At 67.5% G+C, this 26,267-nt stretch carries 21 protein-coding genes, 1 tRNA gene and 1 pseudogene; 16 read left to right on the top strand and 7 right to left on the bottom strand.

Annotated elements, in window-relative coordinates:
- Positions 1–85 precede the first annotated feature (85 nt).
- Together AB4120_RS26315 and AB4120_RS26310 are read left to right on the top strand one after the other, a co-directional pair.
- Positions 86–790, top strand: a complete 705-nt coding sequence (locus tag AB4120_RS26315; protein WP_092290948.1) for a response regulator transcription factor — start codon at positions 86–88, stop codon at positions 788–790.
- Positions 729–2,435 (top strand): sensor histidine kinase, encoded by a 1,707-nt coding sequence (locus AB4120_RS26310; RefSeq protein ID WP_392388472.1) that lies wholly within the window; start codon positions 729–731, stop codon positions 2,433–2,435. Before AB4120_RS26315 ends, AB4120_RS26310 begins: the two co-directional genes overlap by 62 nt.
- 13 nt (positions 2,436–2,448) lie before the next feature.
- Here AB4120_RS26310 and AB4120_RS26305 read toward each other — a convergent pair whose 3' ends face one another.
- Positions 2,449–2,946: an SET domain-containing protein gene (locus AB4120_RS26305; RefSeq protein WP_144202715.1), complete on the bottom strand. Its 498-nt coding sequence runs from the start codon at positions 2,944–2,946 to the stop codon at positions 2,449–2,451.
- An 853-nt stretch (positions 2,947–3,799) separates the two neighbouring features.
- Between AB4120_RS26305 and AB4120_RS26300 the strand changes: the two genes are divergently transcribed.
- The 3 genes from AB4120_RS26300 to AB4120_RS26290 all read left to right on the top strand — a co-directional run bounded on the left by AB4120_RS26300 (position 3,800) and on the right by AB4120_RS26290 (position 6,321).
- Entirely contained in the window at positions 3,800–4,078 is a 279-nt protein-coding gene (locus AB4120_RS26300; RefSeq protein WP_092290955.1) for an HU family DNA-binding protein, read from the top strand.
- A 241-nt stretch (positions 4,079–4,319) separates the two neighbouring features.
- The gene (locus AB4120_RS26295) at positions 4,320–5,300 is read left to right on the top strand and encodes a DUF2272 domain-containing protein (RefSeq protein WP_441643029.1); all 981 of its coding nucleotides are present in this window, start codon (positions 4,320–4,322) and stop codon (positions 5,298–5,300) included.
- A gap of 172 nt (positions 5,301–5,472) precedes the next feature.
- Entirely contained in the window at positions 5,473–6,321 is an 849-nt protein-coding gene (locus AB4120_RS26290) for an aquaporin (RefSeq protein WP_441643028.1), read from the top strand.
- Here AB4120_RS26290 and AB4120_RS26285 read toward each other — a convergent pair.
- A pseudogene (locus AB4120_RS26285) lies at positions 6,265–7,305 on the bottom strand (carbohydrate porin); the annotation flags it as partial. The gene AB4120_RS26290 and the pseudogene AB4120_RS26285 overlap by 57 nt on opposite strands.
- A 931-nt stretch (positions 7,306–8,236) precedes the next feature.
- Here AB4120_RS26285 and AB4120_RS26280 point away from each other — a divergent pair.
- The 5 genes from AB4120_RS26280 to AB4120_RS26260 all read left to right on the top strand — a co-directional run bounded on the left by AB4120_RS26280 (position 8,237) and on the right by AB4120_RS26260 (position 14,894).
- Positions 8,237–9,376 carry a TRAP transporter substrate-binding protein gene (locus AB4120_RS26280; protein ID WP_149137058.1) on the top strand — a complete coding sequence of 380 codons (1,140 nt, stop codon included), beginning with the start codon at positions 8,237–8,239 and terminating at the stop codon, positions 9,374–9,376.
- Positions 9,377–9,486: 110 nt separating this feature from the next.
- Positions 9,487–10,389 carry an EamA family transporter RarD gene (rarD, locus tag AB4120_RS26275; RefSeq protein WP_149137057.1) on the top strand — a complete coding sequence of 301 codons (903 nt, stop codon included), beginning with the start codon at positions 9,487–9,489 and terminating at the stop codon, positions 10,387–10,389.
- A gap of 121 nt (positions 10,390–10,510) precedes the next feature.
- Positions 10,511–11,683, top strand: coding sequence for a DNA polymerase IV (gene dinB / locus AB4120_RS26270; protein WP_149137056.1), 1,173 nt, complete (start codon positions 10,511–10,513; stop codon positions 11,681–11,683).
- A gap of 79 nt (positions 11,684–11,762) precedes the next feature.
- The gene (locus tag AB4120_RS26265) at positions 11,763–12,956 is read left to right on the top strand and encodes an MFS transporter (RefSeq protein WP_441643027.1); all 1,194 of its coding nucleotides are present in this window, start codon (positions 11,763–11,765) and stop codon (positions 12,954–12,956) included.
- A 168-nt stretch (positions 12,957–13,124) separates the two neighbouring features.
- Positions 13,125–14,894: a diguanylate cyclase gene (locus AB4120_RS26260; RefSeq protein ID WP_441643026.1), complete on the top strand. Its 1,770-nt coding sequence runs from the start codon at positions 13,125–13,127 to the stop codon at positions 14,892–14,894.
- Positions 14,895–14,924: 30 nt separating this feature from the next.
- Here AB4120_RS26260 and AB4120_RS26255 read toward each other — a convergent pair whose 3' ends face one another.
- Positions 14,925–15,425 (bottom strand): hypothetical protein, encoded by a 501-nt coding sequence (locus AB4120_RS26255; protein ID WP_149137055.1) that lies wholly within the window; start codon positions 15,423–15,425, stop codon positions 14,925–14,927.
- A gap of 376 nt (positions 15,426–15,801) precedes the next feature.
- Here AB4120_RS26255 and AB4120_RS26250 point away from each other — a divergent pair, with 376 nt between their 5' ends.
- The 6 genes from AB4120_RS26250 (at position 15,802) to AB4120_RS26225 (ending at position 21,947) form a co-directional block, all read left to right on the top strand.
- Positions 15,802–16,758, top strand: coding sequence for a tripartite tricarboxylate transporter substrate binding protein (locus AB4120_RS26250; protein ID WP_149137054.1), 957 nt, complete (start codon positions 15,802–15,804; stop codon positions 16,756–16,758).
- A 141-nt stretch (positions 16,759–16,899) separates the two neighbouring features.
- Positions 16,900–17,373 (top strand): tripartite tricarboxylate transporter TctB family protein, encoded by a 474-nt coding sequence (locus AB4120_RS26245; protein WP_144202693.1) that lies wholly within the window; start codon positions 16,900–16,902, stop codon positions 17,371–17,373.
- Between the two features lie 18 nt (positions 17,374–17,391).
- Complete coding sequence (locus AB4120_RS26240) at positions 17,392–18,906, top strand: tripartite tricarboxylate transporter permease (protein WP_149137053.1); 1,515 nt, start codon at positions 17,392–17,394, stop codon at positions 18,904–18,906.
- A gap of 101 nt (positions 18,907–19,007) precedes the next feature.
- The gene (locus tag AB4120_RS26235) at positions 19,008–19,448 is read left to right on the top strand and encodes a PaaI family thioesterase (protein WP_149137052.1); all 441 of its coding nucleotides are present in this window, start codon (positions 19,008–19,010) and stop codon (positions 19,446–19,448) included.
- Between the two features lie 21 nt (positions 19,449–19,469).
- Positions 19,470–20,396, top strand: a complete 927-nt coding sequence (locus tag AB4120_RS26230) for a patatin-like phospholipase family protein (protein ID WP_441643025.1) — start codon at positions 19,470–19,472, stop codon at positions 20,394–20,396.
- Between the two features lie 69 nt (positions 20,397–20,465).
- On the top strand, positions 20,466–21,947 hold the full coding sequence (locus AB4120_RS26225) for a dihydrolipoyl dehydrogenase family protein (RefSeq protein WP_441643024.1): 1,482 nt from the start codon (positions 20,466–20,468) through the stop codon (positions 21,945–21,947).
- Positions 21,948–22,017: 70 nt separating this feature from the next.
- Here the strand turns inward: AB4120_RS26225 and AB4120_RS26220 are convergent.
- From AB4120_RS26220 to AB4120_RS26205, 4 genes are all read right to left on the bottom strand, one after another.
- Positions 22,018–22,093, bottom strand: a tRNA-Phe gene (locus tag AB4120_RS26220).
- A gap of 62 nt (positions 22,094–22,155) precedes the next feature.
- A complete protein-coding gene (locus tag AB4120_RS26215; RefSeq protein WP_149137051.1) occupies positions 22,156–22,875 on the bottom strand; it encodes a response regulator in 720 nt (239 codons plus the stop codon).
- A 51-nt stretch (positions 22,876–22,926) separates the two neighbouring features.
- Positions 22,927–25,407, bottom strand: a complete 2,481-nt coding sequence (locus tag AB4120_RS26210; RefSeq protein WP_441643023.1) for a sensor histidine kinase — start codon at positions 25,405–25,407, stop codon at positions 22,927–22,929.
- Positions 25,404–26,264, bottom strand: a complete 861-nt coding sequence (locus AB4120_RS26205) for a DUF4390 domain-containing protein (protein ID WP_149137050.1) — start codon at positions 26,262–26,264, stop codon at positions 25,404–25,406. Before AB4120_RS26205 ends, AB4120_RS26210 begins: the two co-directional genes overlap by 4 nt.
- Positions 26,265–26,267 lie beyond the last annotated feature (3 nt).

Genomic DNA, 26,267 nt, shown 5'->3' with positions numbered 1-26,267 from the left:
CCGCTGAAGGGCAACTGAAAGGCAGCGCGTGGGGCTGCCCTGTACAATCGGCGGCATTGCCCCACAACGCCCCGAGCCCCCTGCCATGCGTATCCTGCTGATCGAGGACGACCGTCAAATCGCCAGTGGCGTGGAGGCGGGCCTGACCCGCGCCGGCCACCAGGTACGCGTGGTCCATGACGGCGTGTATGCCACGGATCACCTGCTGCGCGAGCAGCACGACCTCGTCATCCTCGACCTGGGCCTGCCCGGCATCGACGGCATGACGCTGCTGGCCCGCTACCGTGCCCGCAACCGCACCACGCCGGTCATCATCCTCACCGCCCGCGACGAACTCGAAGACAAGCTGTCCGGCCTCAACGCCGGCGCCGACGACTACCTCGTCAAGCCCTTCGCGCTGCCCGAGCTGGAAGCGCGCGTGCGCGTGCTGCTGCGCCGCAGCCAGCATGGCGAGGCCGCGCCCGAGCGCGACGTGCGCCTGGGCCGCCTGCGGCTGTCCGGCAACGACCGCCGCATGTTCGTCGATGGCAAGCCGCTGGAGCTGTCGCCGCGCGAGTTCGCGGTGCTGGAGTTGCTGCTCCAGCGCCAGGGCCGCGTGGTGAGCAAGGCGCAGATGCAGGACCACCTGGCCACCTTCGCCCACCCGGCTGGCGAGGGCGGCGATACCGTCGGCGACACCGCCATCGAGGTCTATGTGCACCGCGTGCGCAAGAAGCTCGAGGAAGCGGATGTCGAAATCGTCACCGTGCGGGGCTTCGGCTACCTGCTCCAGATTCGTGGCGGACACTGACTCTCCCTCCTCCGCGCGTTCGCGGCAGGTCCGCGCCTCGAACCCGAGCCTGCGTGTCCACCTGTTGCGCGCGCTGGCCACGCCGCTGTTCGCGCTGGTGCTGGTCAGTGGCTCGCTCTCCTACTGGCTCGCGGCGCACTACACCACCCAGGTCTTCGACCGCGCGCTCTACGGCGTGGCGAACAATATCGCCCAGCAGATCCGCATTGCCGGGCCGCGCCTGGATCAAGATATTCCGACGATCGCCCAGACGCTGGTCGAGGCCGAAGGCTCCGACCGCATCTACTGGCGCATCCACGGCCCGGACGGGCTGATCGGCGGCATGGACACCTGGCTCGGCTACGGCACGGGCCAGACCACGCTCCACGACGCGCGCCTGTTCTACGCGTGGTTCAGCGGCCGCCAGGTACGCGCCGTGCGCCTGCCGGTGACGCTGCCGAGCCCCGCCTCGGACGAGTTCGGCACAAGTAGCGAGGGCACGCTGTCGCGCGGGCCCATCGTGGTGGAAGTCGCCGAATTGCTAGACCGCCGGGAGACCGCGGCGAACGAGATCCTGCTGTCGGTGTCGGTGCCGCTGATCCTGCTGCTGCTGGTGGGCAGCCTGATCCTGTCGCACGTGCTCAAGGAGGAACTGGTGCCGCTCCAGATCCTGACCGACAAGCTCAACCGCCAGACCGCGCGCTCGCTGGCCGCGCTGGACGAGACCCAGGTGCCGGCCGAGGTCGAACCGCTGATCCGCGGCCTGAATGCACTGCTGGCGCGCCTGCGCGATGCGCTGGACGCCCAGCGCAAGTTCATCGCCGATGCCGCGCACCAGCTGCGCACGCCGCTGACCGCCGTGAAGCTTCATGCGGACCGCGCGCTCGATGCCGAGTCCCCCGACGTGGCCCGCCACGCGCTGCGCGAGGTGCAGACCGCCGCCGACCGCGCGGTGCGGCTGTCGAACCAGTTGCTGTCGCTGGCACGGGCGGAGCCGGGGCTGTCGCTGGAGCGGCTGGGCCCGGTCGAACATTTTGATCTGGCCGAACTGGCCTTCGAGATTGGCGCGGAATGGGTGCCACAGGCGCTGGCCCGGCGCGTGGACCTGGGCTTCGAGATCCTGCCCGGCCCCACTTTCACCGGCAGCGCGCCGGCCACGGTGCGCGGCAACCGGCTGCTAATGCGCGAGGCGCTCTCCAACCTGATCGACAATGCCGTGAAATACGTGCCGGCTGGCGGACGCATTACGGTGCGCGCGGGCGGCGAGGCCATGGGCCATCGCGGCATGGCCGTGGTGATGGTGGAAGACAACGGCCCCGGCATTGCACCGGCGCGGCGCGAGGAGGTCTTCAAGCGCTTCTTCCGGGGCGATCACACGCCTGGCGCCCAGGCGGTACAGCAGGCTGTGCCGAGCGGTGCCGGCCTGGGGCTGGCCATCGTGCATGAGATTGTCTCGCTGCACCAGGGCACCATCCGCATCGAGGATGTGCCTGCGCCCTCCCCGACGCCTGCTCCGGCGCCGTCCGCCCTGTCAGCCGTGGTGGCTGGCCATGGGGATCACGAGGAACGGCGCGACGCGCCGGGCGCCGAACCGGCCCCCCGGCGCGCGTCGATGCGGTTTGTGATCCGCATCCCCTGCGAAGCGCCCGGCACGCCTGCGGGCTGATCTTCCCGACGTCTTACTTGCGTTCCTTGGGTGCCAGCATGGTGCCCCGGCACTTCGGGCTGCCGCAGCGGCACTCGTATTCCTTCTTCAGCTTCTTGGTATAGCGCGCGTCTATCACCAGGCCATAATCATAGAACAGTTCTTCGCCCTGGGCGATATCGCGCAGCGCGTGGATGAACACACGGCCCTTCTTCTCGCGCGCCTCGCAGTTCGGCTCGCAGGCGTGGTTGATCCAGCGCGCGCGGTTGCCGCCGAACTTGGCGTCGATCACGTCGCCATCGTCCAGGCTGAAGTAGAAGGTGTGATTCGGGTCGGCCGGATCATGCGGATGGCGCTTGAGCGCCTCTTTCCACGAGATGTGCTCGCCCTTGTACTCGATCACGCGCTCGCCCTCGGCGATGTTGCCGATCGCGTATACGCCCTTGCCGTGCACGCCTGACTGGCGCACCTCGATGCGGTCACTGGCGCTCTTCTTCTTGCCCGCCTTCTTTGCCTTGCCTTGTTCCGACATGTCGCTGTTTCCCCGTCAAACCGATAACTGCCGGTCCACCCGGCGCGCCCCGGATGATACCTGCCAACCATGTCGGCGCGACACCCCTTTTCGGCCCCGGTATACCGCCGCCCATGTGGATAAACCGGCCAAAATCTGTGGATAAGCGCGCGGGTTTGGTGTGGGCGGCAAGGGGGTGACATGGGGATGGCGCAGGAACAAGTCGACGAGGTATACGGCCCACCCTCCTCCGGAGGGTTGAGTCATCCACGCCGGCCAACAACTGCTCCCTGTGCTTTCGGTATACGTAAACATCTGATCCGATTGAGGTATACGTGGTTATCCACAGAAACGGGCGCCCTCTATTGACTACTACTATTCGTATACATAAAAGAAAGATGTAAACCGAAAGCACGAGAGCCGGGAGCGCAGCGAGGTATACGTCCGACACCCTCCGACTTTTGGAGGAAGGCCGTTTTGGACGTCGATGAAAATTTGAGCAGCCCCCATTTTTCCCGTATACCGGCAAACAGCGCGGGAGGCAGCGCGGGAGGCAGCGGCACGCGGACGCCCTGGAAGCCCTTCAGACGCTTTTGGCCGCGTATACGTCCCCAGCCCCCTGCGCGGCGCGTATACGCCTCTGAAGGGCTCTGAGCGCTTCCAGGCCCCTACGGCGTGACGCGTATACCGCTTCCAGACCGCCCTGGCGCGCCCTCTCGCCAAGGCCTGGCAATGGCTGACGTAACAATCTGTTCCCGGTGCGCCTTCCCCGACACGGTATGATGTGGCCCGCGGCGTCTTTGCCGGTGCGGGTTCCAGCGGAGCCGGCGCGGCTGGGACGTCAGTGTTTTTTCAACTCGAGACGGAGTGAAGCATGACGAAAACCGAACTGATCGACGCGATTGCAGCTGGCGTGGACGGTCTGACCAAGGCCAAGGCGGAACAGGCACTCAACGTGACGCTTACCGCGATCATGGATGCCGTGGCCAAGGGCGATACCCTGAGCCTGATCGGCTTTGGCACCTTCAGCCAGGGCGAGCGTGGCGAGCGCATGGCGCGCAACCCGCGTACTGGCGAAGAAATCAAGGTGGAAGCTGCCAAGACCGTGAAGTTCAAGGCGGGCCAGAAGTTCAAGGACGCCGTCAACCAGTGATGCTTGCGGGCCGATGAATCAGCCCGGTTTGCAAGACCCCGCCGTGCCGCCACCGGACGCCGTCTCCGGCGCAGGTGCGCGCCAGGCGGGGGACGTTATCCACAACAGTATTCCCGCCTCCGTGCGCGGCAAACCGCACAGCCCCAACGTGCCGTCTGATGGCGGCCGCAATGCTCCTCAAAATGGCGTCCGGACGTGGCCAGCACTAGGATCCTCGGGCGCCGCCCTCCGTGGCCCCGCCATGCCGTCCAGCCCGCTCGCATCCAGATTTCCACAGCGTTATACACAGCGCTTTCCACACAAGGCTCCACAGCTTTCTCCACAGGCACTGACTCGGCGTTTGCTGAGTGTGGTGACACTTGCCGCGGTGGCCGTGCTATGGGGTTGCAGCGCCGCGCCGCCGCGCACGGCGCGTCCGCAGGCCGTGCCGTTGCCCGACCTGGAGCGCGTGGTCACCACGCCCGGCGCCACGCCGCGCGAGCGCATTGTCGAGATCGCCATGCAGGAGTGGCGCAAGTGGGGCAGCCAGACCATGCGCATTGGCCGTGACGATGCCGCCTGCGTGACGCACAGTCCCCTGCCCGCCCCGGTGGTCGCCCAGCCGTTTACGCCCATCGCCCCGGAAGGCGCCCAGTCGGCGGACGATGAAACGGACGAGAACGGGCATGCAACCGATTGCATACGCTTTCCCGATGGCACCGGCATGGAAGCCACCGCGCAAGGCTGCCGGATGGCCCAACGTTACTGGGGCATCGTGGGCGAGGCGCCCGATTGCCGCCAGGTGACGCAAGGCGCGTGGGCGTGGTCGGCCGTGTTCATTTCCTGGGTGATGCGTAAGGCCGGGCTCAACAACGACCAGTTCCTGACCGGTCAGTCCCATGCGATGTATGTGGTGGATGCGCGGGACGGCAAACTGCCGCGCCCCGCCTTCCATATCGAGCCGATGCCGGCGCTGCCGCGGCCTGGCGATGTCATCTGCGCGCCGCGCGGGCGTGACAAGTACCTCGAGAATCTGTCCGAGATCGGCTTCGGCACCACGCCAATGCATTGCGACATCGTCGTGGCCGTGGACCCCGCCGCGCGCGTGGTGCGGGCCATCGGCGGCAATGTGCAGCAGTCGGTGACCATGAGCGAGATCGACCTCAACGATGCCGGCCAGCTCGACGCCTTCACCAACTCCCACATGCCGTGGCTGCTGGTGATGCGAAACGATTTGCAGTGATGGGACGAATCACGTGGATCAAATTTCACGTGGGTTCATCTGTACCATGAATGATTAGGCCAACCGGCCCCCATTCCAAACCCACGGTTCATTCACACCATCGCTGCCACGCGTTGATCGGCAGGCGCTGACGCGGAACACTGCGCGGTCCCTCTTTATCCCGCCTGCCGCGATGCGCCGCCTGCCTCCCAGCCCCCTGCCGTCCCTGCCCACCCTCGCCCGCCGGCTGGTGGCCGAAGGGATCGGCACGGCCTTGCTGGTCGCCATCGTGGTCGGCTCCGGCATCCGCGCGGAACGGCTGGCCGATGGCGATACCGCGTTGGCGCTGCTCTGCAACGCGCTGGCCACCGCCGCGGGTCTGCTGGCGCTGCTGGTTTCGTTTGGATCGATCTCGGGCGGACACCTGAACCCGGTGGCCAGCCTGTCCGCCTGGCTGCAAGGCCGCCTGACGGCGCGCGAGGCGCTGGCCTATGGCGTGGCGCAAAGCACCGGCGCCGTGGCCGGCGTGATGGCGGCCCATGCGATGTTCGGCTTGCCCGTGCTGGAGATGTCCACGCAGGTGCGTACCGGCGGAGGAATGTGGTGGAGCGAGTGCCTGGCCACTTTCGGCCTGGTCGGACTGGCGATGGCCACCGCGCGTACCCGGCCCGCCAGCGTGCCGTTTGTCGTGGCCGGCTATATCACGGCGGGATACTGGTTCACGTCCTCGACGTCATTCGCCAATCCGGCGCTGACGCTGGCGTGTGCGCTGACCGATACGTTCGCAGGGATTCGTCCGGGCGATGTGCCGGCTTTCGTGCTGGCGCAACTCGGCGGCGCGCTGGTCGCCACCCGGCTGTTCCAGTGGCTGTGCCCGGCGGAGTGTTCGGCTGAGTGTCCGGTCGAGGGCCTGTTACCAGCGGCGGTTGAGCTGCACGCCGAAGATCGAGCCGCTGGTCTGCGTGGCCCAGGCTTCGGCGGGCGTGGCGAACGTGATGCCATCGACGTCGCTGGCGCGGCTGTAGGTGTAGAACGCGCGTAGGTTGGCGTTGCCGGTGGACTTGCCGAGCGTGAAGGTCGGCGCCACGGTCAGCGCGGTGCGCTGGCCACCCACGCCAAACCCGGACGAGATCTGGTCGTGTGCGACCTCGAAGTTGAGCCGGAACTGGTCGTTGGCCACATAGGCCGGACGGAAGCGTGTGGCTGCCCATTGCAACGTGCCAACCGGCGAGCGGTCCAGCTGCAGGCTCGATTCCACCGAGCCGCCGATGCCCGAGCGGCCTTTCCACTCCATCGATTCCGCCACGCGCACGCGTGAGAGCGATGCGCCCATGCCCGTGTAGCCGGTCATGGCCATCCGCGCCCCCTGCCCGTACTGCACGCCCAGCCGGTTGGTGCCCATCAGCACGCCCTTCTGCTCGTGCATGGCCGAGGCCCACCAGGCGCTGCCGGTGTCCTCCATGGCCGAGAGCGGCTCCACACGCGTGAAGCCCAACTGGACATTGCCCTTGTCATTGGTGTCGATCGGGGCGCTGCGCAGGCTGTGATAGCTGGGCAGATGGGCGCCGTTCAGATCGTTACGTGCGGTGTATTGATAACTGAGTCCGAAATCGCCCAGCTTGGCGTTATCCACCCCAAACCGCATCGAGGGCGAGTTGGGTGGCAGCAGGCCGGACGACATCAGGAACGGGTTGCTCTCGCGCCGGCCGGCCCAGACGCTGGCGCCATCGAGCACGGACACGCCCGAGAGGCCGGTGACGGCGGTATAGAACTGCGGCACCAGCGCGTAGGGGTCCACGGCGGCTGCGTTGCCGTTGACCGAGGTGGCGTTGGTGCCCTTGGCCTGCGCCACGAACTGGACCTGGGTGCCGCCGCCGATGTCGGCCAGCGATTCGCGGATCTTCACCTCGCCGGTGCTGGTGCAGGCCAGCCCGCCACCCAGCCCGACCGACGGCGTGCCGCCGCCGGGGCAGGCGCGCTGCGTGCTGGCGCGGTCCTCGACCGCCGCGCGGCCGCTGTAGCCCATGCGCCATACCGTGTCGCCGGCAAGATCCTCGGCTGGCAACTGCGAGCGGAGCACCGGGGGTGCATCGGAAACCGTACCCGCTTCAGCGGTATCGACTTGATCGCCGGCGTTCGTCCCATCGGCGGCAGTCGCGCGTGCCGGCTGGACCGCCTGCGCGGGGAATTCACCCAGCCGATGCGGGAACAGGACCAGCGGCGGTGGCGGTGGCGGCGGGGCGGCGGCGGATTCGGGCGGGCCAACGAAGTCGGGGTCCACGGTGTTCTCCGCCGTGACGGTTGCCGGGGCATCGGCGGGTGCTGAATCCGTCGCATTTGCCCCATTCGCCCCATTCGCCCCATCGGCAGGCTTGCTCGCACCTGGGGCGATGGTTGGCTGGATCAGGTCGTACAGCGGGTCAGTCGCCGGCGCGGCGGCTGCCACGGGCGCAGCGGTAGGTACGCTCGCCGACGCCGAACTCGACGCCGTGGCCGTCGACGGCACCGTGCTGGCCGAGATTTGTGGTGGTGCTGCCACTTGGCTGCCGGTTTGCGCGCAGGCGACCATGCCCCAGGCTGCCATGACGGCAAACGTGAGACGGCGGGAGCGCAGGCGAGCGAATCGGGGTACAGGCAGCAGCATGGAGGCGGTGACGGCGCGCGGAGCGCCGGATGGGGGCTCCGTTTTTTAACAGGCGAACTTTTTGACCGCAAGACGGGTTACAAAATCCATCAAACCGTGCGGCATCTCACATTGCGAAAAGATCACCTCGCATAGCCGCGACGCAGCTTGGCAGTCTCTCCGTAAACCGTTGCAGAAGTGCGAATCCCTAGCGAAAACCCGCAGTCTGGAGTGTGGTCGTGCGCAAAACGCCACCGCTATAATCGACCGGCTGTTTTGGACTTGTCCTATGGGTGGGGCAGTCAACGCACATATATCTATAAGAGGAGATGTCATGGAACGTCGTTCCTTCCTGTTGAAAGCATCGGCTGTGGCCGCTACGGGGGCCCTGGCCGCGTGCGGCAAGGAAGACAAACCTGCCGCGCCCGCGGCGTCGGCGAGCGCACCGGCTGCGCCGGCCGTGGTCGGCAGCAACCCGGCGGTGGAATGGCGCCTGGCATCTAGCTTCCCGAAGTCGCTGGACACCATCTACGGCGCCGCCGAACTGTTGTCCCAGCGTGTGAAGGAGCTGACCGACGGCAAGTTCAACATCAAGGTCTTTGCCGCCGGTGAAATCGTGCCGGGCCTGCAGGTGCTGGACGCCGTGCAGAACCAGACCGTGCAGATCGGCCACACGGCCGGCTACTACTACTTCGGCAAGAACCCGACGCTGTGCTTCGACACCACCGTCCCGTTCGGCCTGACCGCGCGCCAGCAGACCGCCTGGATGATGCAGGGCAACGGCATGAAGCTGATGCGCGAGTTCTTCAAGGAATACAACGTCGTCAACTTCATGGGCGGCAACACCAATGCCCAGATGGGCGGCTGGTTCCGCAAGGAAATCAAGACCGTGGCGGACCTGCAGGGCCTGAAGTACCGCATCGCCGGGTTTGCCGGCGTGGTGCTGCAGCGCCTGGGCGTGGTGCCGCAGCAGATTGCCGGTGGCGACATCTACCCGGCACTGGAAAAGGGCACCATCGACGCGGCCGAGTGGGTGGGCCCGTATGACGACGAGAAGCTCGGCTTCTACAAGGTGGCGCCGTACTACTACTACCCGGGATGGTGGGAAGGCAGCGCCCAGCTGTCGTTCTACGCTTCCGCACCGGAGTTCGAGAAGCTGCCGGCGCAGTACAAGCGCGCGCTGGAGACGGCCACCATCGAGGCCCACACCAACATGATGGCCAAGTACGACACCGTGAACCCGCAGGCGCTGGCCCGTCTGCTGGAAAACGGCGTGAAACTGCGCCCGTTCTCGAAGGAGATCATGGAGGCGTGCTTCAAGGCCACGCAGGACGCGTACGCCGAGGAAACTGCCAAGAACCCGTCGTTCAAGAAGATCTATGACGACTGGCGCGTGTTCCGCAACAACGAGGCCGCCTGGTTCAACGTGGCCGAGCAGGGCTTCGCGCAGTTCAGCTTCGCCCGCAAGCTGTAAGGCATTGCTGTGATCTGATGTGATGCAATCGCCTCTCCCGCACGGGGGAGGCGAGTCTCAACGCCAATTGCGGCGTCCCGGTAGAATCCGCGCACCTACCGGATACTCCCATGCAACTCGGCATCTTCTACGCGCTGCTCGCGTACGTCATCTGGGGCCTGCTGCCCCTCTATATCAAATCCCTCCACGGCGTGGCGCCGCTCGAGATCCTGCTCCACCGGATGGTGTGGTCGCTGGTCTTCCTGGGCGCGATCCTGCTCTGGCGGCGGCATTTCGGCTGGCTGCGCGAGGTAGCTGGCAATCCGCGCCTGATCCTCGGCTTTGCGGCGAGCGCCGCCCTGCTCTGCGCCAACTGGTTCCTCTATATCTGGGCGGTTTCGGCCGACCGCGTGGTCGATGCGAGCCTGGGCTACTTCATCAATCCGCTGTTCAGCGTGTTGCTGGGCGTGGTGTTCCTGCACGAGCGGCTGCGGCCCGGGCAGTGGCTGTCCATCGCCATTGCGGCGGGGGGCGTGGTGTGGCTGACCGTGAGCGCCGGGCAACTGCCGTGGATCGCGCTGGCGCTGGCGGCGTCGTTCGGCGGCTACGGGCTGCTGCGCAAGACTGGGGCGCTGGGCGCCCTGGAGGGCTTGTCGCTGGAGACGCTGCTGCTGTTCCCGATCGCGGCCACCGCGCTGGGCGTGATTGTCTTCACCGGCCAGGACACCTTCCGCAGCGCAGCACCGGGTACGCAGGTCCTGCTGCTGCTGGCCGGCCCGATCACGGCGGTGCCGCTGCTGTTCTTTGCCGCCGGCGCGCGCCGGATTCCGCTCTCGCTGCTCGGCCTGCTCCAGTACACCGGCCCGACGCTCCAGCTGCTGCTCGGTATCTGGCTGTGGCATGAGCCGTTCCCGGCCCAGAAGCAGCTCGGCTATGCGCTGATCTGGGTATCGCTGCTGATCTACGCCCTCGAAGGGGTGTGGGTCTCTCGCCGCAATTCCCTCAAATCCATCAGGGCGACAAATGAAGTGTAGGTGTAAATCTATGTATCGATTCTTCCAGAGAATATCAGGCTAACCCCCTCTCGGCACGCGAGGGCCGACGCACTATACTGTACGTTTATACAGTACCGACGACGCGCACGCCCCCTTCGCCATGTCCAGCCCCGTCCGGCGCATCGCCCACCTCGACATGGACGCCTTCTATGCGTCCGTCGAACTGCTCCGTTATCCCGACCTGCGCGGCCAGGCGGTGGTCATCGGCGGCGGCCGCAATGCCGTGCCGGAGACGCTGCCCGATGGCTCGCGCCGTTATGCCCGCCTGCGCGACTACGTGGGGCGTGGCGTCGTCACCACTTCCACCTACGAAGCCCGCGCGCTGGGCGTGTTCTCGGCCATGGGCATGATGAAGGCCGCCAAGCTGGCGCCGGACGCCATCCTGCTGCCGACCGATTTCGATGCCTACCGCCGCTACTCGGGCCTGTTCAAGGCCGCCGTGCGCACCTTCACCGAGCAGGTGGAAGACCGTGGCATCGACGAGATCTATATCGATCTGACCGAGGTGCCCGGCGAGCCGGCCGAGGTCGCCGCGCGCATCAAGGCGGCCGTCAGCGAGGCCACCGGCCTGACCTGCTCCATCTGCGTGGCACCCAACAAGCTGCTGGCGAAGATCGGGTCCGAACTCGACAAGCCGGACGGCCTGACGCTGCTCACCCCGGCCGACATCCCCCGCCGCATCTGGCCACTCGCGGCGCGCAAGGTCAACGGGATTGGGCCGAAGGCGGCCGAGAAGCTGGCCGGTATCGGCATCGAAACCGTGGGCGACCTGGCCGAGGCCGACCAGGGCGTGCTCCAGACCCACTTCGGCCGCAACTACGCGAGCTGGCTGATCGAGGTGGCCCATGGGCGCGACGACCGCCCGGTGGTGGTCAGCTCCGAGCCGAAGTCGATGAGCCGCGAAACCACCTTCGAGCGCGACCTGCACCCGCGTGTGGACCGCCCGCTGCTGTCCGAATCGTTCACCAGGCTCTGCATGCGCGTGGGCGAGGACCTGCGCCGCAAGGGCTATGTGGGCCGCACGGTGGGCATCAAACTGCGCTTTGACGATTTCCGCACGGTCACGCGCGACCTGACCATGCCGGCCCATACCGCCGATGGCGCGGCGATCCGGCGCGGCGCCACGGAATGCCTGAAGCGGATACCGCTCGAGCGGCGCATCCGGCTGCTCGGCGTGCGCGTGAGCGCCCTGATCCCGGCGGACGAACAGGGCGACGACCCAGCGCCGGTGCAGGAGGAGTTCCGCTTCGAGGACGAGCGGCCGGATGCCTGATGGGGCACGGGAATGACCCTTCCGACGCATCTATTTGTCTCCCAGTAGAATCGGCGGCTTCGAACCAAGGCCGCCCCCCATGACCTCCACCGCCACTGAGCGCGCTGCCGCGCCCGCCGCCTGGATCACGCCGCTGCTGGCCACGGCCTGCGGCATGATCGTCGCCAATCTCTACTACGCCCAGCCGCTGATCGGCCCCATCGCCCGATCGCTCCACCTCTCGCCCGAGATTGCCGGGCTGATCGTCACGCTGACCCAGATGGGCTACTGCGTGGGACTGGTGCTGCTGGTGCCGCTGGGGGACCTGGTCGAGAACCGCAAGCTGATCCTGACGCTGATCGGCGCCTGTGCCGTGGCGCTGACCGCGGCGGCGCTGGCCACCCACGCCAGCGTGTTCCTGGTGGCAGGCTGCGCCATCGGCCTGTGCTCGGTGGCGGTGCAGGTGCTGGTGCCGTTCGCGGCGCACCTCGCTCCGGACCATATCCGGGGTCGCGTGGTCGGCAACGTCACCAGCGGGCTGCTGATGGGGATCATGTTGGCGCGGCCGGTGTCGAGCCTGGTGGCCGGCCTGACGGGCGGCTGGCACACCATCTTCGCGGTCTCGGCGGTGGCCATGGTGCTGCTGGCGCTGGTGCTGGCGCGCAAGCTGCCGCGCCGCCAGCCGGCGCGGGGCGTGAGCTACGGCCAGATGCTGGCGTCGATGGCGCACCTGCTCCGTACCCAGCCCGTGCTGCGCCGGCGCGCGCTGTACCAGGCCAGCATGTTCGGCGTCTTCAGCCTGTTCTGGACCACCGTCCCGCTGTACCTGGCCGGGCCCGCGTTCCGCATGTCGCAGACCGGCATCGCCGTGTTCGCGCTGGTCGGGGTGGCCGGCGCCATCGCCGCGCCGATGGCCGGCCGCTATGCAGACCGGGGCCACAGCCGCCTGATGACCGCCATCGCGCTGGCCATCGGCGCCGGATCGTTCCTGCTGAGCCGGGTGGGCGCGGAGGGGTCGATGGCCTCGCTGCTGGCGCTGACCGCGGCGGCCATCCTGCTCGATTTCGGCGTGTCCGCGAACCTGGTGGTCGGCCAGCGCGCCATCTTCACGCTCTCGGCGGAGCACCGCAGCCGGCTGAACGGCCTGTATATGGCGATCTTCTTCGTCGGCGGCGCCACGGGCTCGTGGCTGGGCGCCTGGGCCTTCGCGCGTGGCGGCTGGCCGCTGGCAAGCTGGATCGGCTTCGCGCTGCCGGCGCTCGCCCTGCTCTACTTCCGGACCGACCGGCACTGAATTCGACACCAAGCCCGGCCATGAGCCCGGCACTGAGCGCGGCGCGCTGACCGCGCGCCACCCCCTCCCGAAGTCCCGTTTGCTGCACTACACTGGCCGAGCGTTGTCCTCGATCGTCACAGTTTCGTTGCAGTGCCCGCTCAGGCGGGACTTGCCCGGAGGCCCCCGATGCCATGGCGCAAACTGGTGCCGCGTCCGCGATGGCTACCGCGCGCGGCGGTCATGCGCCCGCAGCGGGTCGTGATCTGGTGTTTCAGCCTCGTGCTGGCGCTGACGCTCGCCGTTGGCCTGCGCGACCTCTACACGCTGCGCGAGCGCGTGATTGCCAGTCATCAGCACAATCTCACGCTGCGTGCGATGGGGCTGGAGGCTGCGGTGTCGTCGGAGCGCTTCCGGCTGTCGTTCGTGCGCGACTACGCGCGGCAGTTGATGCGGATGGAGGCCGTGCAGGCAGTCGATGTCTCGGACCCCGCCATCGAACGGGCCTTCGCCGCGCGCAACGAGCCGATCTGGCAGATGGAAGTCCCGCTCGGCGATGCCCCCGTGGTCGGCGTGTCACCGCAGACCCTGACCGGCCTGCCCGGCTTCGAGCGCCGCGTGGACGACCTGCGCGCCGACCTCTTCGCCGCACGCCAGTTGAGCCACGTGCTGGGGCTGACCATGGGCGTGGACGAGATCCGCGGCTCGGTCACGTTCATTTCCAACAACGGTTTTTTTGTGACCTATCCCCCGGTGCCGACCGACAAAGCGCCCGCGTTGCTGCAACGTTTCGCGAGCATGCCCTACTACCGCGACCTCCTGCCCGACCGCAATCCGGACCAGCAACTGCGCTGGGCGCCGCCCTATCGCCAGTTCGAAAGCACCGAGCTGCGCACCACGCTGAGCGTGCCGATCTATGTGGAGGCGCGCTTTCGCGGCGTGGTGGCGGTAGACGTCTCGCTGAAGCATATCCAGGCGCTGCTCGGCGCGCCGAGCGACGACTCCCCGGCCCTGAACCGCTACCTGATGGACAGCGCCGGCCGGCTGATCGCGGCAAACCATGACCACCCGAGCACGGACCTGCGCTGGCCCGACGTGCTGGGCGACGCGTGGCCCGACGTGGGGCCGCAGACACTGTTCGCCAGCGACGGCCCCGGCATGCGCAAGGGCGAGGGCGGCTATCTGTTCTACCAGCGGCTGGGCGCCAGCCAGTGGATGCTGCTGGAGGCAGTCTCGACCGCCCAGCTATACGGCGAAGTCTTCTCGCGCATCAGCAAGCCGCTGCTGTACGTATGGATCGCGCTGCCGCTGCTGATGTGGATCTCGGTGAGGGTGGTCTCGCTGCTGTTCAGCTACTACCTCGCGCTGGGCGACAAACTCCGGCAACTGGCCGAGCGCGATCCGCTGACGGACCTCGCCAACCGGCGTCATTTCGGCGACCAGTTCGCGCAGGCGGCGGCGCGGCGCGAGCGCGACGGCAGCGCGCTGTCGATGCTGATGCTCGACATCGACTATTTCAAGAAGGTGAACGACCGCTGGGGCCATGCCAGCGGCGACCATGTGCTCCAGCGCCTGGCCACGGCACTGCGCGAAAACATGCGCGCGATGGATGTGCCGGCCCGCCTGGGCGGCGAGGAATTCGCTGTGTTGATGCCCGGCGCCACCCTGGCCGAGGCCACGGCCAGCGCCGAACGGCTACGCGTGACCCTGGCCGCGATCCCGGTGGAGCCCGCCCCGGACGCGCCCACGTCAGCCACGCAGGGCGACCCCGGGGCGCGCATCCGCTTTACGGTGTCGATAGGCGTGGCCGAAGCCGGGAGCGACGGGGGCCAGACACTCGATGCCATGCTGGCGACGGCCGACCGCCGTCTTTATGCCGCCAAGGCAACGGGGCGAAACCGGGTTTGCGCGGAGGATGCGCGGGCCGGCAATGCAGAGGCACCGCCGGTTGCGGGGTGAGGTGCAGGCAGGTCATGGCGGTCTCCCCTGTCAGCGCAGCAGGAAGGCGATGTCCTCGACGGCAATCACGGAGACCGGAATGCCCTTGCGGCGCTGGAACAGGATGTGCTGCTGCACGCGGCTGCGCTGCTCCGCGAACACGGCCGGGTCCACCGGCGTGCCGCTGCGCGCGTAGTGCTGCACCAGCAGCTTGTAGGCGCGATGGCGGATCTGGAGGGTCTCGTTCTCGGCGCGCAGGCGCTGCCATTCGGCAGGGCTGAGGTCGAGGGTGTGATTGAGTTCGTCGAGCGTACGCGAGTGGAGGTCGCGGTAGAGATCGCGTTCGGCTTCGGCGCGATGCAGCTCGTCGCGCAGCGCCATGATCTTGTGCTGGAGCTTCAGTGTCTGCCCCACCGCCGCCTGCATGCCCTTGGCGGCCTCGAGCGCCTGGCTTGCTGCCGCCATGGTGCTCTTCCACAGTCCACGGTCGGTACCCGCGCCCGTCTCCAGCTCCGGCGGCCACACGTCGGCGGCCTTGATCGTCGTATCCATTGTTGACCCCAGTTGACACCCATCAGGCCCGTCGCCTCGTTGTGCGCGGGTCCCTTTTTCATCGTTTGTCCGTTGCCCGTTCCACACTGCAACGTGCGGCAGGCAACTGTGGTCAATCGTAGTGATATGTCTGACGTCAGCCAAGTCAAAGATGTTTAGATCAGATTTCCTCGCGCTTGTCTGTGGTGAAAACCATGCAGTGGGTAGCGCGCGGCCCGTCCGGCGCATGCCGGCGCGGCCAGACAAAGCAGACAACCCCCACGTAAACCCCATGAGAATTCCTGTCGGTTTGACAGGCTTTTGACAGTTACCGACCTCTAGAATCCAGCCCACAGCTATCACTAGCTATCCATTCCAAAAAAGACAGGAGACCGCGATGCCTCGCACGCTTGCCCGCTTTGCCTATGTCGCCCTTGCCGCCGCCACGCTGGCCGCGGCCCCGGCCTATGCCGTGGACAATCTGAAGGTCATGATCGGCGCCAACCCCGGCGGCGGCTACGACCAGACCGGCCGTACGATCGGCGCGGCGATGATCGCGGCGGGCACCGCCAAGACCGCGTCCTATGACAACAAGGGCGGCGCCGGCGGCACCATCGGCCTGACCCAGTTCGTCAACACCGACAAGGGCAACCCCAACGCGCTGATCGTGACCGGCGCCGTGATGGTCGGGGCCATCGAGACCAACCATCCGCCGGTGACGCTGAAGAACGCCACGCCGATCGCCCGCCTGTACGCCGACACCATGGTCCTGACCGTGCCGGCCAGCTCGCCGCTGAAGTCCATCAAGGACCTGACCGCGCAGCTCAAGGCCAACCCGGGCAGCGTGAGCTGGGGCGGTGGCTCCAAGGGTTCGATCGACCACATCCTGGCCGGCCTGATCGCCAAGGACGTTGGCGTGGATCCGAAGAAGATCAACTACGTGCCGTTCGCGGGCGGCGGCGAAGCCTCCGCGTCGATCATGGGCGGCCACGTGACCGTGGGCATCGCCGGCGTGTCCGAGTTCCTGCCCTTCATCAAGAGCGGCAAGATGCGCGCGCTGGCCGTGACCTCGAAGGACCGCACCGCCGACATCCCCACGCTCAAGGAGCAGGGCGTGAACGTGGAGATCTATAACTGGCGCGGCGTGTACGGCGCGCCCGGCATCACGCCCGAGCAGCGCAAGGCGATGATCGACGCCGTGGTCAAGGGCACCGAGAACAACGTCTGGAAGGACGCGCTGAAGAAGAATGACTGGACGCCTTTCCTGCTGACCGGCGACGAGTTCGCCAAGTTCGTGGATGACGAGTCGACCCGCCTGGGCGGCACGCTGCGCGAACTGGGCGTAGCCAAGTAACGCCGGCTGATTCATCGCCCACGGCACGACTCGCTTCACCCGCCTCACCTGCCCCACCCGCACGCCTCAACAATAATCACAATCCTGTCACGCTAGCAGCCGTGACCGCGCGGGTGGTGGCCATCCCTCCGGGAGCCCACCATGAAACCATCGCATGTCTCCATCGGCATCGCCGTCCTGGCGTTGTCCGCCTTCTTCCTGGCCGGACTGTCCGGCATCTCGGGCGAGGAAGGCTATGCCGGCCTGTCGCCGCGCTTCGCGCCTACGCTGGTGGCCATCGGCCTGGCCGTGTGCGGCGCGCTGCTGACGTGGCAGGGTGTACGCGGCGGCTTCCGCAATATGCCGGAGGAAGATGCCGAGCTGCCCGCGGCGCCGCACAACTTCAAGGGCTTCCTGTGGGTGGCGGCGGGCCTGGTGCTGAACATGGCGCTGATCGGCACGCTCGGCTTCGTGATCTCCTCCTCGCTGATGATGGTCTGCGTGGCGCGTGGCTACGGCAGCCGCCGGCTGGTGCGCGATGCGCTGATCGGCCTGGGCCTGACGCTGCCGATGTGGGCGTTGTTCGAATTCTTGCTCGGCATCAACCTGCCGCTGCTGCCGGTCGCCGGCTTTTGATTGGCGGGAGGAATTGCCATGGATACCCTGAACCAGTTGATGCACGGCTTCGCCGTCGCCATCACACCGATCAACCTGATGTGGGCCCTCGTGGGCTGCTTCCTCGGCACCGCCATCGGCGTGCTGCCGGGCATCGGCCCGGCGCTGACCGTGGCGATGCTGCTGCCGCTGACGGCCAAGGTGGAACCCACCGCCGCGCTGATCATGTTCGCCGGCATCTACTACGGCGCGATGTACGGCGGCTCGACCACGTCCATCCTGATGAACACGCCGGGCGAGTCGTCCACCATGGTCACGGCCATGGAAGGCAACCTGATGGCCAAGAACGGCCGCGCCGGCCCGGCGCTGGCCACGGCGGCGATCGGCTCCTTCGTGGCGGGCACCATCGCCACCGTGCTGCTGTCGATGTTCGCGCCGGTGGCGGCGGACGTGGCGCTGCAGTTCGGCCCGGGTGAGTACTTCATGATCATGCTGCTGGCCTTCACGACCGTCTCGGCCGTGCTCGGTTCGTCGCTGCTGCGCGGCATGACCAGCCTGTTCCTGGGGCTCGGCATCGGCCTGATCGGCATTGATTCGCTGTCCGGCCAGACCCGTTACTCGATGAACATCCAGGAGCTTTACGACGGCGTGGACATCGTCGTGGTGGCCGTGGGCCTGTTCGCCGTGGGCGAGGCGCTGTTCAACGCGTTCTTCCCGCAGCCGGAGGGCTCGTTCAACAAGCTCAGTTCCGTCCACATGACCAAGTCGGACTGGAAGCGCTCGGTGCCGGCCTGGCTGCGCGGTACGCTGATCGGCTTCCCGTTCGGGCTGATTCCGGCTGGCGGCGCGGAGATCCCGACCTTCCTGTCGTACGCCACCGAGAAGAAGCTCTCCAACCACAAGGACGAGTTCGGCAAGGTGGGCGCCATCGAAGGCGTGGCCGGCCCCGAGGCCGCCAACAACGCTGCCGTGACGGCCACGCTGGCACCGCTGCTGACGCTGGGCATTCCCACCTCGAACACCACCGCCATCCTGCTGGCGGCGTTCCAGAACTACAACCTCCAGCCGGGTCCGATGCTGTTCCAGACCTCGGGCGATCTGGTCTGGGGTCTGCTGGCGTCGCTGTACATCGGCAACGTGATGCTGCTGGTGCTGAACCTGCCCGCCATCGGTCTCTGGGTGCGCATGCTGCGCGTGCCCACGCCGCTGCTGTACGGCGGCATCCTGATCTTTGCCGGGCTCGGCGCGTACGGCATCCGCCAGTCGTGGTTCGATCTGCTGCTGCTGTTCGTGATCGGCCTGCTGGGCATGGCCATGCGCCGCTTCGACTTCCCCACGGCGCCGGTCATCGTCGGCCTGATCCTGGGGCCGATGGCCGAGAAGCAGTTGCGCAATGCACTGTCGATTGGCCAGGGCGACTGGAGCCTGTTCGTCAAGCAGCCGATCTCCGCCACGATCCTGGCGATGACGGTGGCCGTGGTGGTGGTGCCGCGCGTGCTGCGCTGGCATGCCAGCCGCAGCAGCGCCCGCGCCGCCGCCGACAACGCGGCGTAGCCGAAGCCGTTACCCACCCCGGCCGGCGGGGTCTTGCAGTGCATCACACGGGGGGCTGCGGCCCCCTGTATCATTGGCGAAACCCGCTCGACAGGATCGCCATGCCGGAACCGACCTCCGCACCGACCGCAGCGCCCGCCTTCACCCTGGCCGATGTCGATGCCACGCTGGAACGCGTGCTCGCCCCGTGGGTGCGCCAGCTTGGCCTGCGTGCCGAAGCGGTGGACGACCAGGGCGTGACGCTGCGCCTGCCGTTCAGTGAGACCTTGCGCCATGCCGGCGGCGTGGTGTGCGGCCAGGTGCTGATGTCGGCGGCGGACACCGCGATGATCGTCGCCATCTCCCGGGTGCTCGGGGAATTCCGCCCGATGACCACGGTCAGCCTGACCACCAACTTCATGCGGCCCGTGATCGACGGCGACGTGCGCGTGCGCGCCAACGTGCTGCGGCTCGGCAAGACCGTGGTGTTCGGCGAGATCGAGCTGACCGGCACCGACGGCAAGCTGGCGGTGCAGGCCACCACCACCTACGCGCTGCTCTGACATCCAAGACATCCGACGATAATGACTGGCGCCGCGCCGACGCTCTCCGCCCTTCCCCAGCCGCTCTCCCAGCCGTTCGACCAGATCGTGTTCGCCGGCGGCGGCAACCGATGCTGGTGGCAGGCCGGCTGGTGGGACACGGTGGCGCCCGAGCTGGCGCTGCGGCCGCGTGTGATTGCAGGCATCTCTGCCGGGGCGGCCACGGCGTGCATGGTCCATGCGCACGATTCGCACCAGACCATGGCCTATTACCGCGACATCCTGGCCAACAACACGCGCAACGCCTACTGGGGCAACCTGCTGCGGCGCGAGCGCGTGTTTCCGCATTACGGCATCTATCGCAACGCGCTGCTGTCGCTGTTCGGCGATAACCGGCTCGCGCGGCTCCAGGCCGCGCCCGAGATCCGCATCGGCGTGGCGCACATCCCGCCATGGAGCGGCCCGCGCCTGGCCGTGGCCGCCGGGCTGCTCGCCTACAACATCGACAAGCACATCCTCAAGACGCTGCACCCGCGGCTGGGCCGCAAGCTGGGCTTCCGGCCCGAGTTCGTGCGCGCGCAGGATTGTGCGTCGCCCGAGGATCTGGCCGACCTGCTATTGCAGTCGGCTTCCACGCCGCCATTCACGCCGGTGCTGAAGCGTCAGGGGCGCGCGGTGCTCGATGGCGGGCTGGTGGACAACGTGCCCGTCGATGCGCTCGACCCGGCCCCTGGCAACGTGCTGGTGCTGGTGACGCGGCTGTATCCGCGCCCGCGCCGCTTCGTGCTGGCGGAGGGGGGCCAGCGGCGGCTGTACCTGCAGCCGTCGCAGCGCGTGCCCATCTCGAGCTGGGACTACACCCGGCCCGAGGCCATGACACATGCCTACGATCTGGGCCGGCGCGACGCGGAAGCGTTCCTGCGCGACTGGCCTGCGATCCGGGACGAGGAATTGTTGCCGGCGCCCTGAGTGGTTGTGCCCAGGGGCGCCGGTCGGTCGTGTTGAATGCGGCGCTGCGCCGCGTACAAGGAGACATGGATGACAAAGCGCCAGGCAACACCCGAGACCACCACCCCGGCACCGGCCAAGGAGCGCCGCCGCGCGCGCGCGATCAGCGCGGCGCCCGTGGTGGAGAACGTGCCGCGCCGCAAGCGCAATGGCCGGCCGGGCAAGGCGCGCGAGGCGGACCTCGTCGTCATCGGCGCGGGCTCCGGCGGCGTGGCGGCGGCCCGGCGCGCGGCGTCGCTGGGCGCGCGCGTGATCCTGGTCGAACGTGGCGCCATCGGCGGCACCTGCGTCAATCGGGGCTGCGTGCCCAAGAAGATGTTGTCCTATGGCGCCACCTGGGCGGCCATCCTGTCTGATTGCCTGTCCCACACGGGCGGCAAGGAGGACTGGCGCGACGCCATCGTGCGCGTCAATGCCGAGGTCGCGCGTCTCAATGCGTCCTATGCCCAGCGGCTGACCGAGGCCGGCGTGGAAATCCTGCACGGCGAAGCACGACTGACGAGCCCGACCGAGATCGTCGTCGGCAGTGAAACCCTGCACACCCGCAAGACGCTGATCGCCACGGGCGCGCGGCCGCGCGTGCTGCCGGTACCCGGCGGCGAGCTGGCCAGCACATCCGACGATGTGTTCACGTGGCAGACCGTGCCGGCCTCGATGGTGGTGATCGGCGGGGGCTATATCGCCGTGGAACTGGCCTCGATCCTGTCGCGCTACGGGGTCAAGGTGGACCTGCTCGTGCGCGAGGACCGGCTGCTGCCGCGCTTCGACCATGACGTCTCCGCCGCGCTGGCCGGGGCGCTTGCCGCCAAGGGCATCCGCCTGCATTTCAATACCGAGGTGACGCTGCTTTCGCAGGCCAATGGCGCGACGGAGGTCTGCTACACGCAGGATGGCAACCCGGGCCGTACCCAGACCGTGCGCGCCCAGGCGGCGCTGGCGGCAATCGGCCGGCAGGCCAATGTGGAGGGGCTGGGGCTTGAGGACATCGGCATCGAACTGGGCGAAAAGGGTGGCATCCGCGTGGACCGCCAGTTCCGCAGCTCGGCGCGCGCGCTGTACGCGGTGGGCGACTGCATGGCCGATAACCTGCACCTGACGCCGGTAGCTATCGCACAGGGCCGCTGGGTGGCGGACCGCCTGTTCGGCAAGCGCGGCGACCTGGCCGATTTGGACATCGTGCCGACGGCCGTGTTCTGCGAGCCGGCCATCGGCGTGGTAGGCATGACGGAGGCGCAGGCCATCGAGGACGCGGGGAAGCCGGAGCGCATCCGCACCGAAATCAAGCGATTCGTCTCATTGGAGAACCGCTTCGGCGGCAGCTCGCAACAATCGATGATCAAGCTGGTGCTGAACGCGCGCAGCGGCCGGGTGCTCGGCGTGCATCTGATGGACAACGCCGCACCCGAGATCATCCAGGCCCTGGCAGTCTCCCTGCGGCTGGGCCTGAAGGCCTCGCACCTGAAGACGACCCTGCCGCTGCACCCGACGGTGGCGGAGGAGATTTTCGGGTAGGCGCTGGCGGGCGCTAAATCATTGACCCCAAACGCAAAAACGGACGCCGAAGCGTCCGTTTTCTTGTATCTGGTGGCCTGGGACGGAATCGAACCGCCGACACAAGGATTTTCAATCCTCTGCTCTACCGACTGAGCTACCGGGCCAAAGAAGCGAAACTATATCAGCGCGAAATCCGTCAGTCAAGCGTCCCGTGCATCACTGCCGGTCATTGTTCGGTGGGCTCGGGCTTGTTGCGCCCGAGTTCCACGCCGAGCTGCTTGAGCTTGCGGTACAGGTGGGTCCGCTCGAGGCCGGTCTTCTCGGCCACGCGCGTCATGCTGCCATGCTCGCGCACCAGGTGATATTCGAAATAGGCACGCTCGAACAGGTCGCGCGCCTCCCGCAGTGGCATGTCGAAGGAGAAGTGCATCTCGGCCTCGGGCAGGCGTGCCGGATTGCCGTTCGCGGTGGTCTCCGCGGGCATCTCGGCGGGCGCCAGCGCGGCCGCGACGGCTTCGCCCGTGGCAGAGGTGGCGGCGGGCGCCGCGCTGGCCGCCGTCGGCGCTGTACGCGGGCGTTCGATGCCGCGCGCCAGACCTTGCTCCACGGCGGACAGCAGCTTCTGCAGCGCGATGGGCTTCTCGAGGAAGTTCAACGCGCCAATCTTCGTGGCCTCAACGGCCGTGTCGATCGTGGCGTGCCCGGACATCATGATCACCGGCATCGTCAGGTAACCCTGTGCCGACCATTCCTTGAGCAGGCTGACGCCATCGGTATCCGGCATCCAGATATCGAGCAGTACCAGATCGGGCGTCCCGGCCGCACGGTACTCGCGTGCCTGCTGGGCGTTCTCCGCCACTTCGACCACATGGCCTTCGTCACTCAGGATCTCCGAGAGTAATTCCCGGATGCCCATTTCGTCGTCGACTACGAGGATGGTTGCCATACTTCCCCTCTTAACCCCACCGCAGCGCCACCGGACGGTGACGCAGTTTGACTATGCCAGTTTAACGAACAGGATCGAGATCTGCGCCCCGATGATCTCGGCGCCATCCATGCGATTGCGCAATTCAATGCGCGCGCCGTGTTCGTCAATGATCTTTTTTACCATCGCCAGCCCGAGACCCGTACCCTTGGCTTTCGTGGTCACGTACGGTTCGAACGCCCGACTGAGAATACGGGGTGCGAATCCGGGACCATTGTCCGCGATGGACAGCTTGACGGCCTGCCGGTCTTCGCCAGCAGAATCTTTGTATTCTACAGTCTCGGTGTGCAGAGTGATATGGGGCGCCGCCCTACCGGCCGCCACGTTGTCCGCCACCGCATCCTGCGCATTCTGCAGCAAGTTGTGGATCACCTGCCGCAACTGGGTCGGATCGCCCTTTATCTCAGGCAAATCGGGCCCCAGCGTCGAATGGATCACGGGATGCTCGTGCACCCCGGGCTCGTCGATCCCATACAGATGCAAGACTTCTGCCACCAGGTGATTCAGCGCCAGCGTCTGCACCACGGCGGGCGGCGTGCGCGCGTAATCGCGGAAGTCGTCCACCATGCGTTTCATTGCCGCCACTTGGTTAACGATCGTTGCGGCCCCGCGCTTTAGCACTTCCGCATCGCTTGTCTCCAATTTCGGCGAAAGCTTCATCTGCAGGCGCTCCGCCGAGAGCTGGATCGGGGTGAGCGGGTTCTTGATCTCGTGGGCCAGCCGGCGCGCCACCTCGCCCCATGCGACCGAGCGCTGGGCCGAGATCACATCGGAAATATCGTCGAAAACCACCACGTAGCCGGGCTCGTCGCGGCTGCCGCCCGGCAGGTGGGCACCGCGCACCAGCAGCGTGAGCGGCTGTTCCTCGTCGCCCTGCGGCAGTTCGATCTGCTTCTGCCAGTGCCGCGCGCCGCCCAGCACCTCGCTGGTGTTCTGCTCGGAAAACGCCTGGCGCACGATCTCGGTGAACTCGCCCAGCCCCGGAATCTGCTCGGCCGGCTGGCCCAGCACGCCTGCGAAGGGTTGGCGGAAGATGCGCTCGGCGCCGGGGTTGGCGGTCAGCAGCGCAAAGCGCCGGTCGAACACCAGCACGCCGGCGGTCAGGTTCTGCAACACGCTTTCCAGGTAGGCTTTCGACTGCTCGAGCGCGGTGCGGTTTTCCTCCACGGCGATGCGGGCCTCGGACAGCTGGCGCGTCATCGCGTTGAACTGCTGCGTCAGCATGCCCAGCTCGTCGCGGCTTTTGAGTTCACGCTTGGGCGAGAGGTCGCCCTCGGCCACCTCCTTGGTCCCCTGCAGCAGCATCAGCAGCGGCCGGGCCAGCTGGCCGCCCAGCAGCAGGGCGAGCATCACGGCGATGAACACGGCCAGGAACAGCGTCAGGGTCAGCGTGCCGATGTACATCTTGCGCAGGCCGGTGCGGCCCAGCGCCTTTTCCTGGTACTCCTGGTAGGCCCGCTGCACCTCGTCCGCATTGCGCGCGAGCACGGCCGGCACCGGGTGCAGCACCTGGAGGTAGCGCTCCTCGCGCACCGTGTCGCCCATCAGGCCGAAGCCGGTGGCCGGTGCGTCTTCCGGGCGGCGCTCCACGGACAGCCCCGACCCGGCCCAGCGGGCGCCGGGCGCGGACATGCCGGTACGCGGGGGGCGCTGGGCACGCTGGACCGCGGCGGCCGCGGCCACGGCGGCCGCCTGCGCCTCCGCGTCGGTCGCGTTCTGCGACGGCGCCGGCCCAAGCGGAATGATCACGCGGATGCGGTACAGGTGGGTACTGTCGATGGGGCCCGTGCGCTTGCCGTCCACCGAGGGCTCGGTGCCGCCCTCCACGGCCGCATAGCCGCCGGCCAGGCGCGCCTGCTCGGCGAGCAGGCCCGACGGCAGGTCCGGCACCAGCGAGGCGTAGCTGCTCGACGCGGTGGCCATCACGCGCCCGCTGCCGGTGAAGATCGCGGCCTCCTGCACGCCGTACTGCTCGCGCAGCCGGTTCAGCTGCAGCGACGTGGCCATGCCCGACGACCCCGTGAGCTGGTCCGCCATCAGCCGGGCCTTGCCCTGCAGATCGGCCAGCTGGCTGTCGATGGTGGACCGGCCCAGGTTCAGCCCGGCCTCGAGCGCCGTTTCCACGCGCACGTCGAACCAGGATTCGATGCTGCGCGAGACGAACTGCAGCGAGACCAGGTAGATCAGCACGCCCGGCAGCACGCCCACCACGCCGAAGAACACGGCCAGCTTGGTCATCAGCCGCGTGCCGAACTTGCCGCGCCGGTAGCGTACCCACAGCGTCACGGCCAGCGCGCCCACGGTCAGCACCAGCAGCGCGCCGACGACCAGGTTGACCTTGAACAGCAGCGTGAAATAGCGATCGAAGAATTCGGTGTTGGCCGATGCCCCGGCCAGCAGGCCCACCAGGACCAGGGCCAGGAAGACGATGATCCCCACCACGACGCGATAGAGCACGCGGCGGAATCGGCTGTCCCAGATCGCTCCGTTCATGGCTGGCTCGATGTGGGCTGTACCAGTTGGCTCGGAGACAGGACCGTGGAGACGGTCTGCGAGAACGGCGTGCGAGCCTCAGCGGACGGCGCAGAGGCCGCGGCGGGCGCGGAGCCGGGAATGGCTGGGGCAGCAGGTGGCGCCGGCGGAGCGGCTGGCGGCGAGGCCGGCATGGGCGCCGGCGGCGCGGGTAGCGGCTGGGGCGCGTCGAGGTTGGTCGGCACCGTGTAGTTGAAACGCTTCCACTCGGACGACAGGTTCCACTCGCGCGTGTTCACCGCGTTGATCTGGAACGGTTTCGGCAGCTGCGTGAGGTCGAGCCGCATGCGCAGCTCGGCGTGATAGGTTTCGCCGCGCCGCACGTCGCCACGCTCGAACACGCGCCAGCCACGCACCTGCTGGATGAACTGCAGCGCGCCCTTGAGGCGGTTGAACGGCAGTTGCAGTCCGCCCGTGGAGACGCGGTACTGACGCGTCAGCGGCTGATACGACAGGCGCACGCTGCGGCTGGTGTTGACCGGCTTTTCGTCGAACCAGTACCAGCGCGGGCGCGTCAGCTGGAACTCGACCACGAAATAGAGCGGGATGCCCTTGTGCAGCGCATCTTCCAGCGCCGGTGGCAGGTCGAAATCGAATGCGGCGGCCAGCTCGAAGCCGCCGTCCTGGTATTCGATCTTCGCTTCGGAGTTCTCGATCAGCTGCGCGGTCGCCCGGGGGCTATGCCCAAGCCCGAGGGCCAGGAGCAGGAAGGCCGCGATGGCCCAGGTGCGCAGGATCGTGGCCAGCGCGAGCGCCGGCGCCTCGCGCGTTGCGCGGCCCGGGACTCGGTGGACGAACAAGCGCAGCGGGCTCGGCATCGG

It is taken from the genome of Cupriavidus sp. 2KB_3 (genome assembly GCF_052115685.1).
Taxonomy (GTDB): domain Bacteria; phylum Pseudomonadota; class Gammaproteobacteria; order Burkholderiales; family Burkholderiaceae; genus Cupriavidus; species Cupriavidus campinensis.
Note: the sequence above shows the minus strand (reverse complement) of the source record. Positions and strands in the feature narration are given on the sequence as shown.

Coding starts and splice junctions, on each gene's coding strand:
- AB4120_RS26315 (WP_092290948.1), top strand. CDS start 86: ATGCGTATCCTGCTGATCGAGGACGACCGTCAAATCGCCAGTGGCGTG.
- AB4120_RS26310 (WP_392388472.1), top strand. CDS start 729: ATGTCGAAATCGTCACCGTGCGGGGCTTCGGCTACCTGCTCCAGATTC.
- AB4120_RS26305 (WP_144202715.1), bottom strand. CDS start 2,946: ATGTCGGAACAAGGCAAGGCAAAGAAGGCGGGCAAGAAGAAGAGCGCC.
- AB4120_RS26300 (WP_092290955.1), top strand. CDS start 3,800: ATGACGAAAACCGAACTGATCGACGCGATTGCAGCTGGCGTGGACGGT.
- AB4120_RS26295 (WP_441643029.1), top strand. CDS start 4,320: ATGCCGTCCAGCCCGCTCGCATCCAGATTTCCACAGCGTTATACACAG.
- AB4120_RS26290 (WP_441643028.1), top strand. CDS start 5,473: ATGCGCCGCCTGCCTCCCAGCCCCCTGCCGTCCCTGCCCACCCTCGCC.
- AB4120_RS26280 (WP_149137058.1), top strand. CDS start 8,237: ATGGAACGTCGTTCCTTCCTGTTGAAAGCATCGGCTGTGGCCGCTACG.
- rarD (WP_149137057.1), top strand. CDS start 9,487: ATGCAACTCGGCATCTTCTACGCGCTGCTCGCGTACGTCATCTGGGGC.
- dinB (WP_149137056.1), top strand. CDS start 10,511: ATGTCCAGCCCCGTCCGGCGCATCGCCCACCTCGACATGGACGCCTTC.
- AB4120_RS26265 (WP_441643027.1), top strand. CDS start 11,763: ATGACCTCCACCGCCACTGAGCGCGCTGCCGCGCCCGCCGCCTGGATC.
- AB4120_RS26260 (WP_441643026.1), top strand. CDS start 13,125: ATGCCATGGCGCAAACTGGTGCCGCGTCCGCGATGGCTACCGCGCGCG.
- AB4120_RS26255 (WP_149137055.1), bottom strand. CDS start 15,425: ATGGATACGACGATCAAGGCCGCCGACGTGTGGCCGCCGGAGCTGGAG.
- AB4120_RS26250 (WP_149137054.1), top strand. CDS start 15,802: ATGCCTCGCACGCTTGCCCGCTTTGCCTATGTCGCCCTTGCCGCCGCC.
- AB4120_RS26245 (WP_144202693.1), top strand. CDS start 16,900: ATGAAACCATCGCATGTCTCCATCGGCATCGCCGTCCTGGCGTTGTCC.
- AB4120_RS26240 (WP_149137053.1), top strand. CDS start 17,392: ATGGATACCCTGAACCAGTTGATGCACGGCTTCGCCGTCGCCATCACA.
- AB4120_RS26235 (WP_149137052.1), top strand. CDS start 19,008: ATGCCGGAACCGACCTCCGCACCGACCGCAGCGCCCGCCTTCACCCTG.
- AB4120_RS26230 (WP_441643025.1), top strand. CDS start 19,470: ATGACTGGCGCCGCGCCGACGCTCTCCGCCCTTCCCCAGCCGCTCTCC.
- AB4120_RS26225 (WP_441643024.1), top strand. CDS start 20,466: ATGACAAAGCGCCAGGCAACACCCGAGACCACCACCCCGGCACCGGCC.
- AB4120_RS26215 (WP_149137051.1), bottom strand. CDS start 22,875: ATGGCAACCATCCTCGTAGTCGACGACGAAATGGGCATCCGGGAATTA.
- AB4120_RS26210 (WP_441643023.1), bottom strand. CDS start 25,407: ATGAACGGAGCGATCTGGGACAGCCGATTCCGCCGCGTGCTCTATCGC.
- AB4120_RS26205 (WP_149137050.1), bottom strand. CDS start 26,264: ATGCCGAGCCCGCTGCGCTTGTTCGTCCACCGAGTCCCGGGCCGCGCA.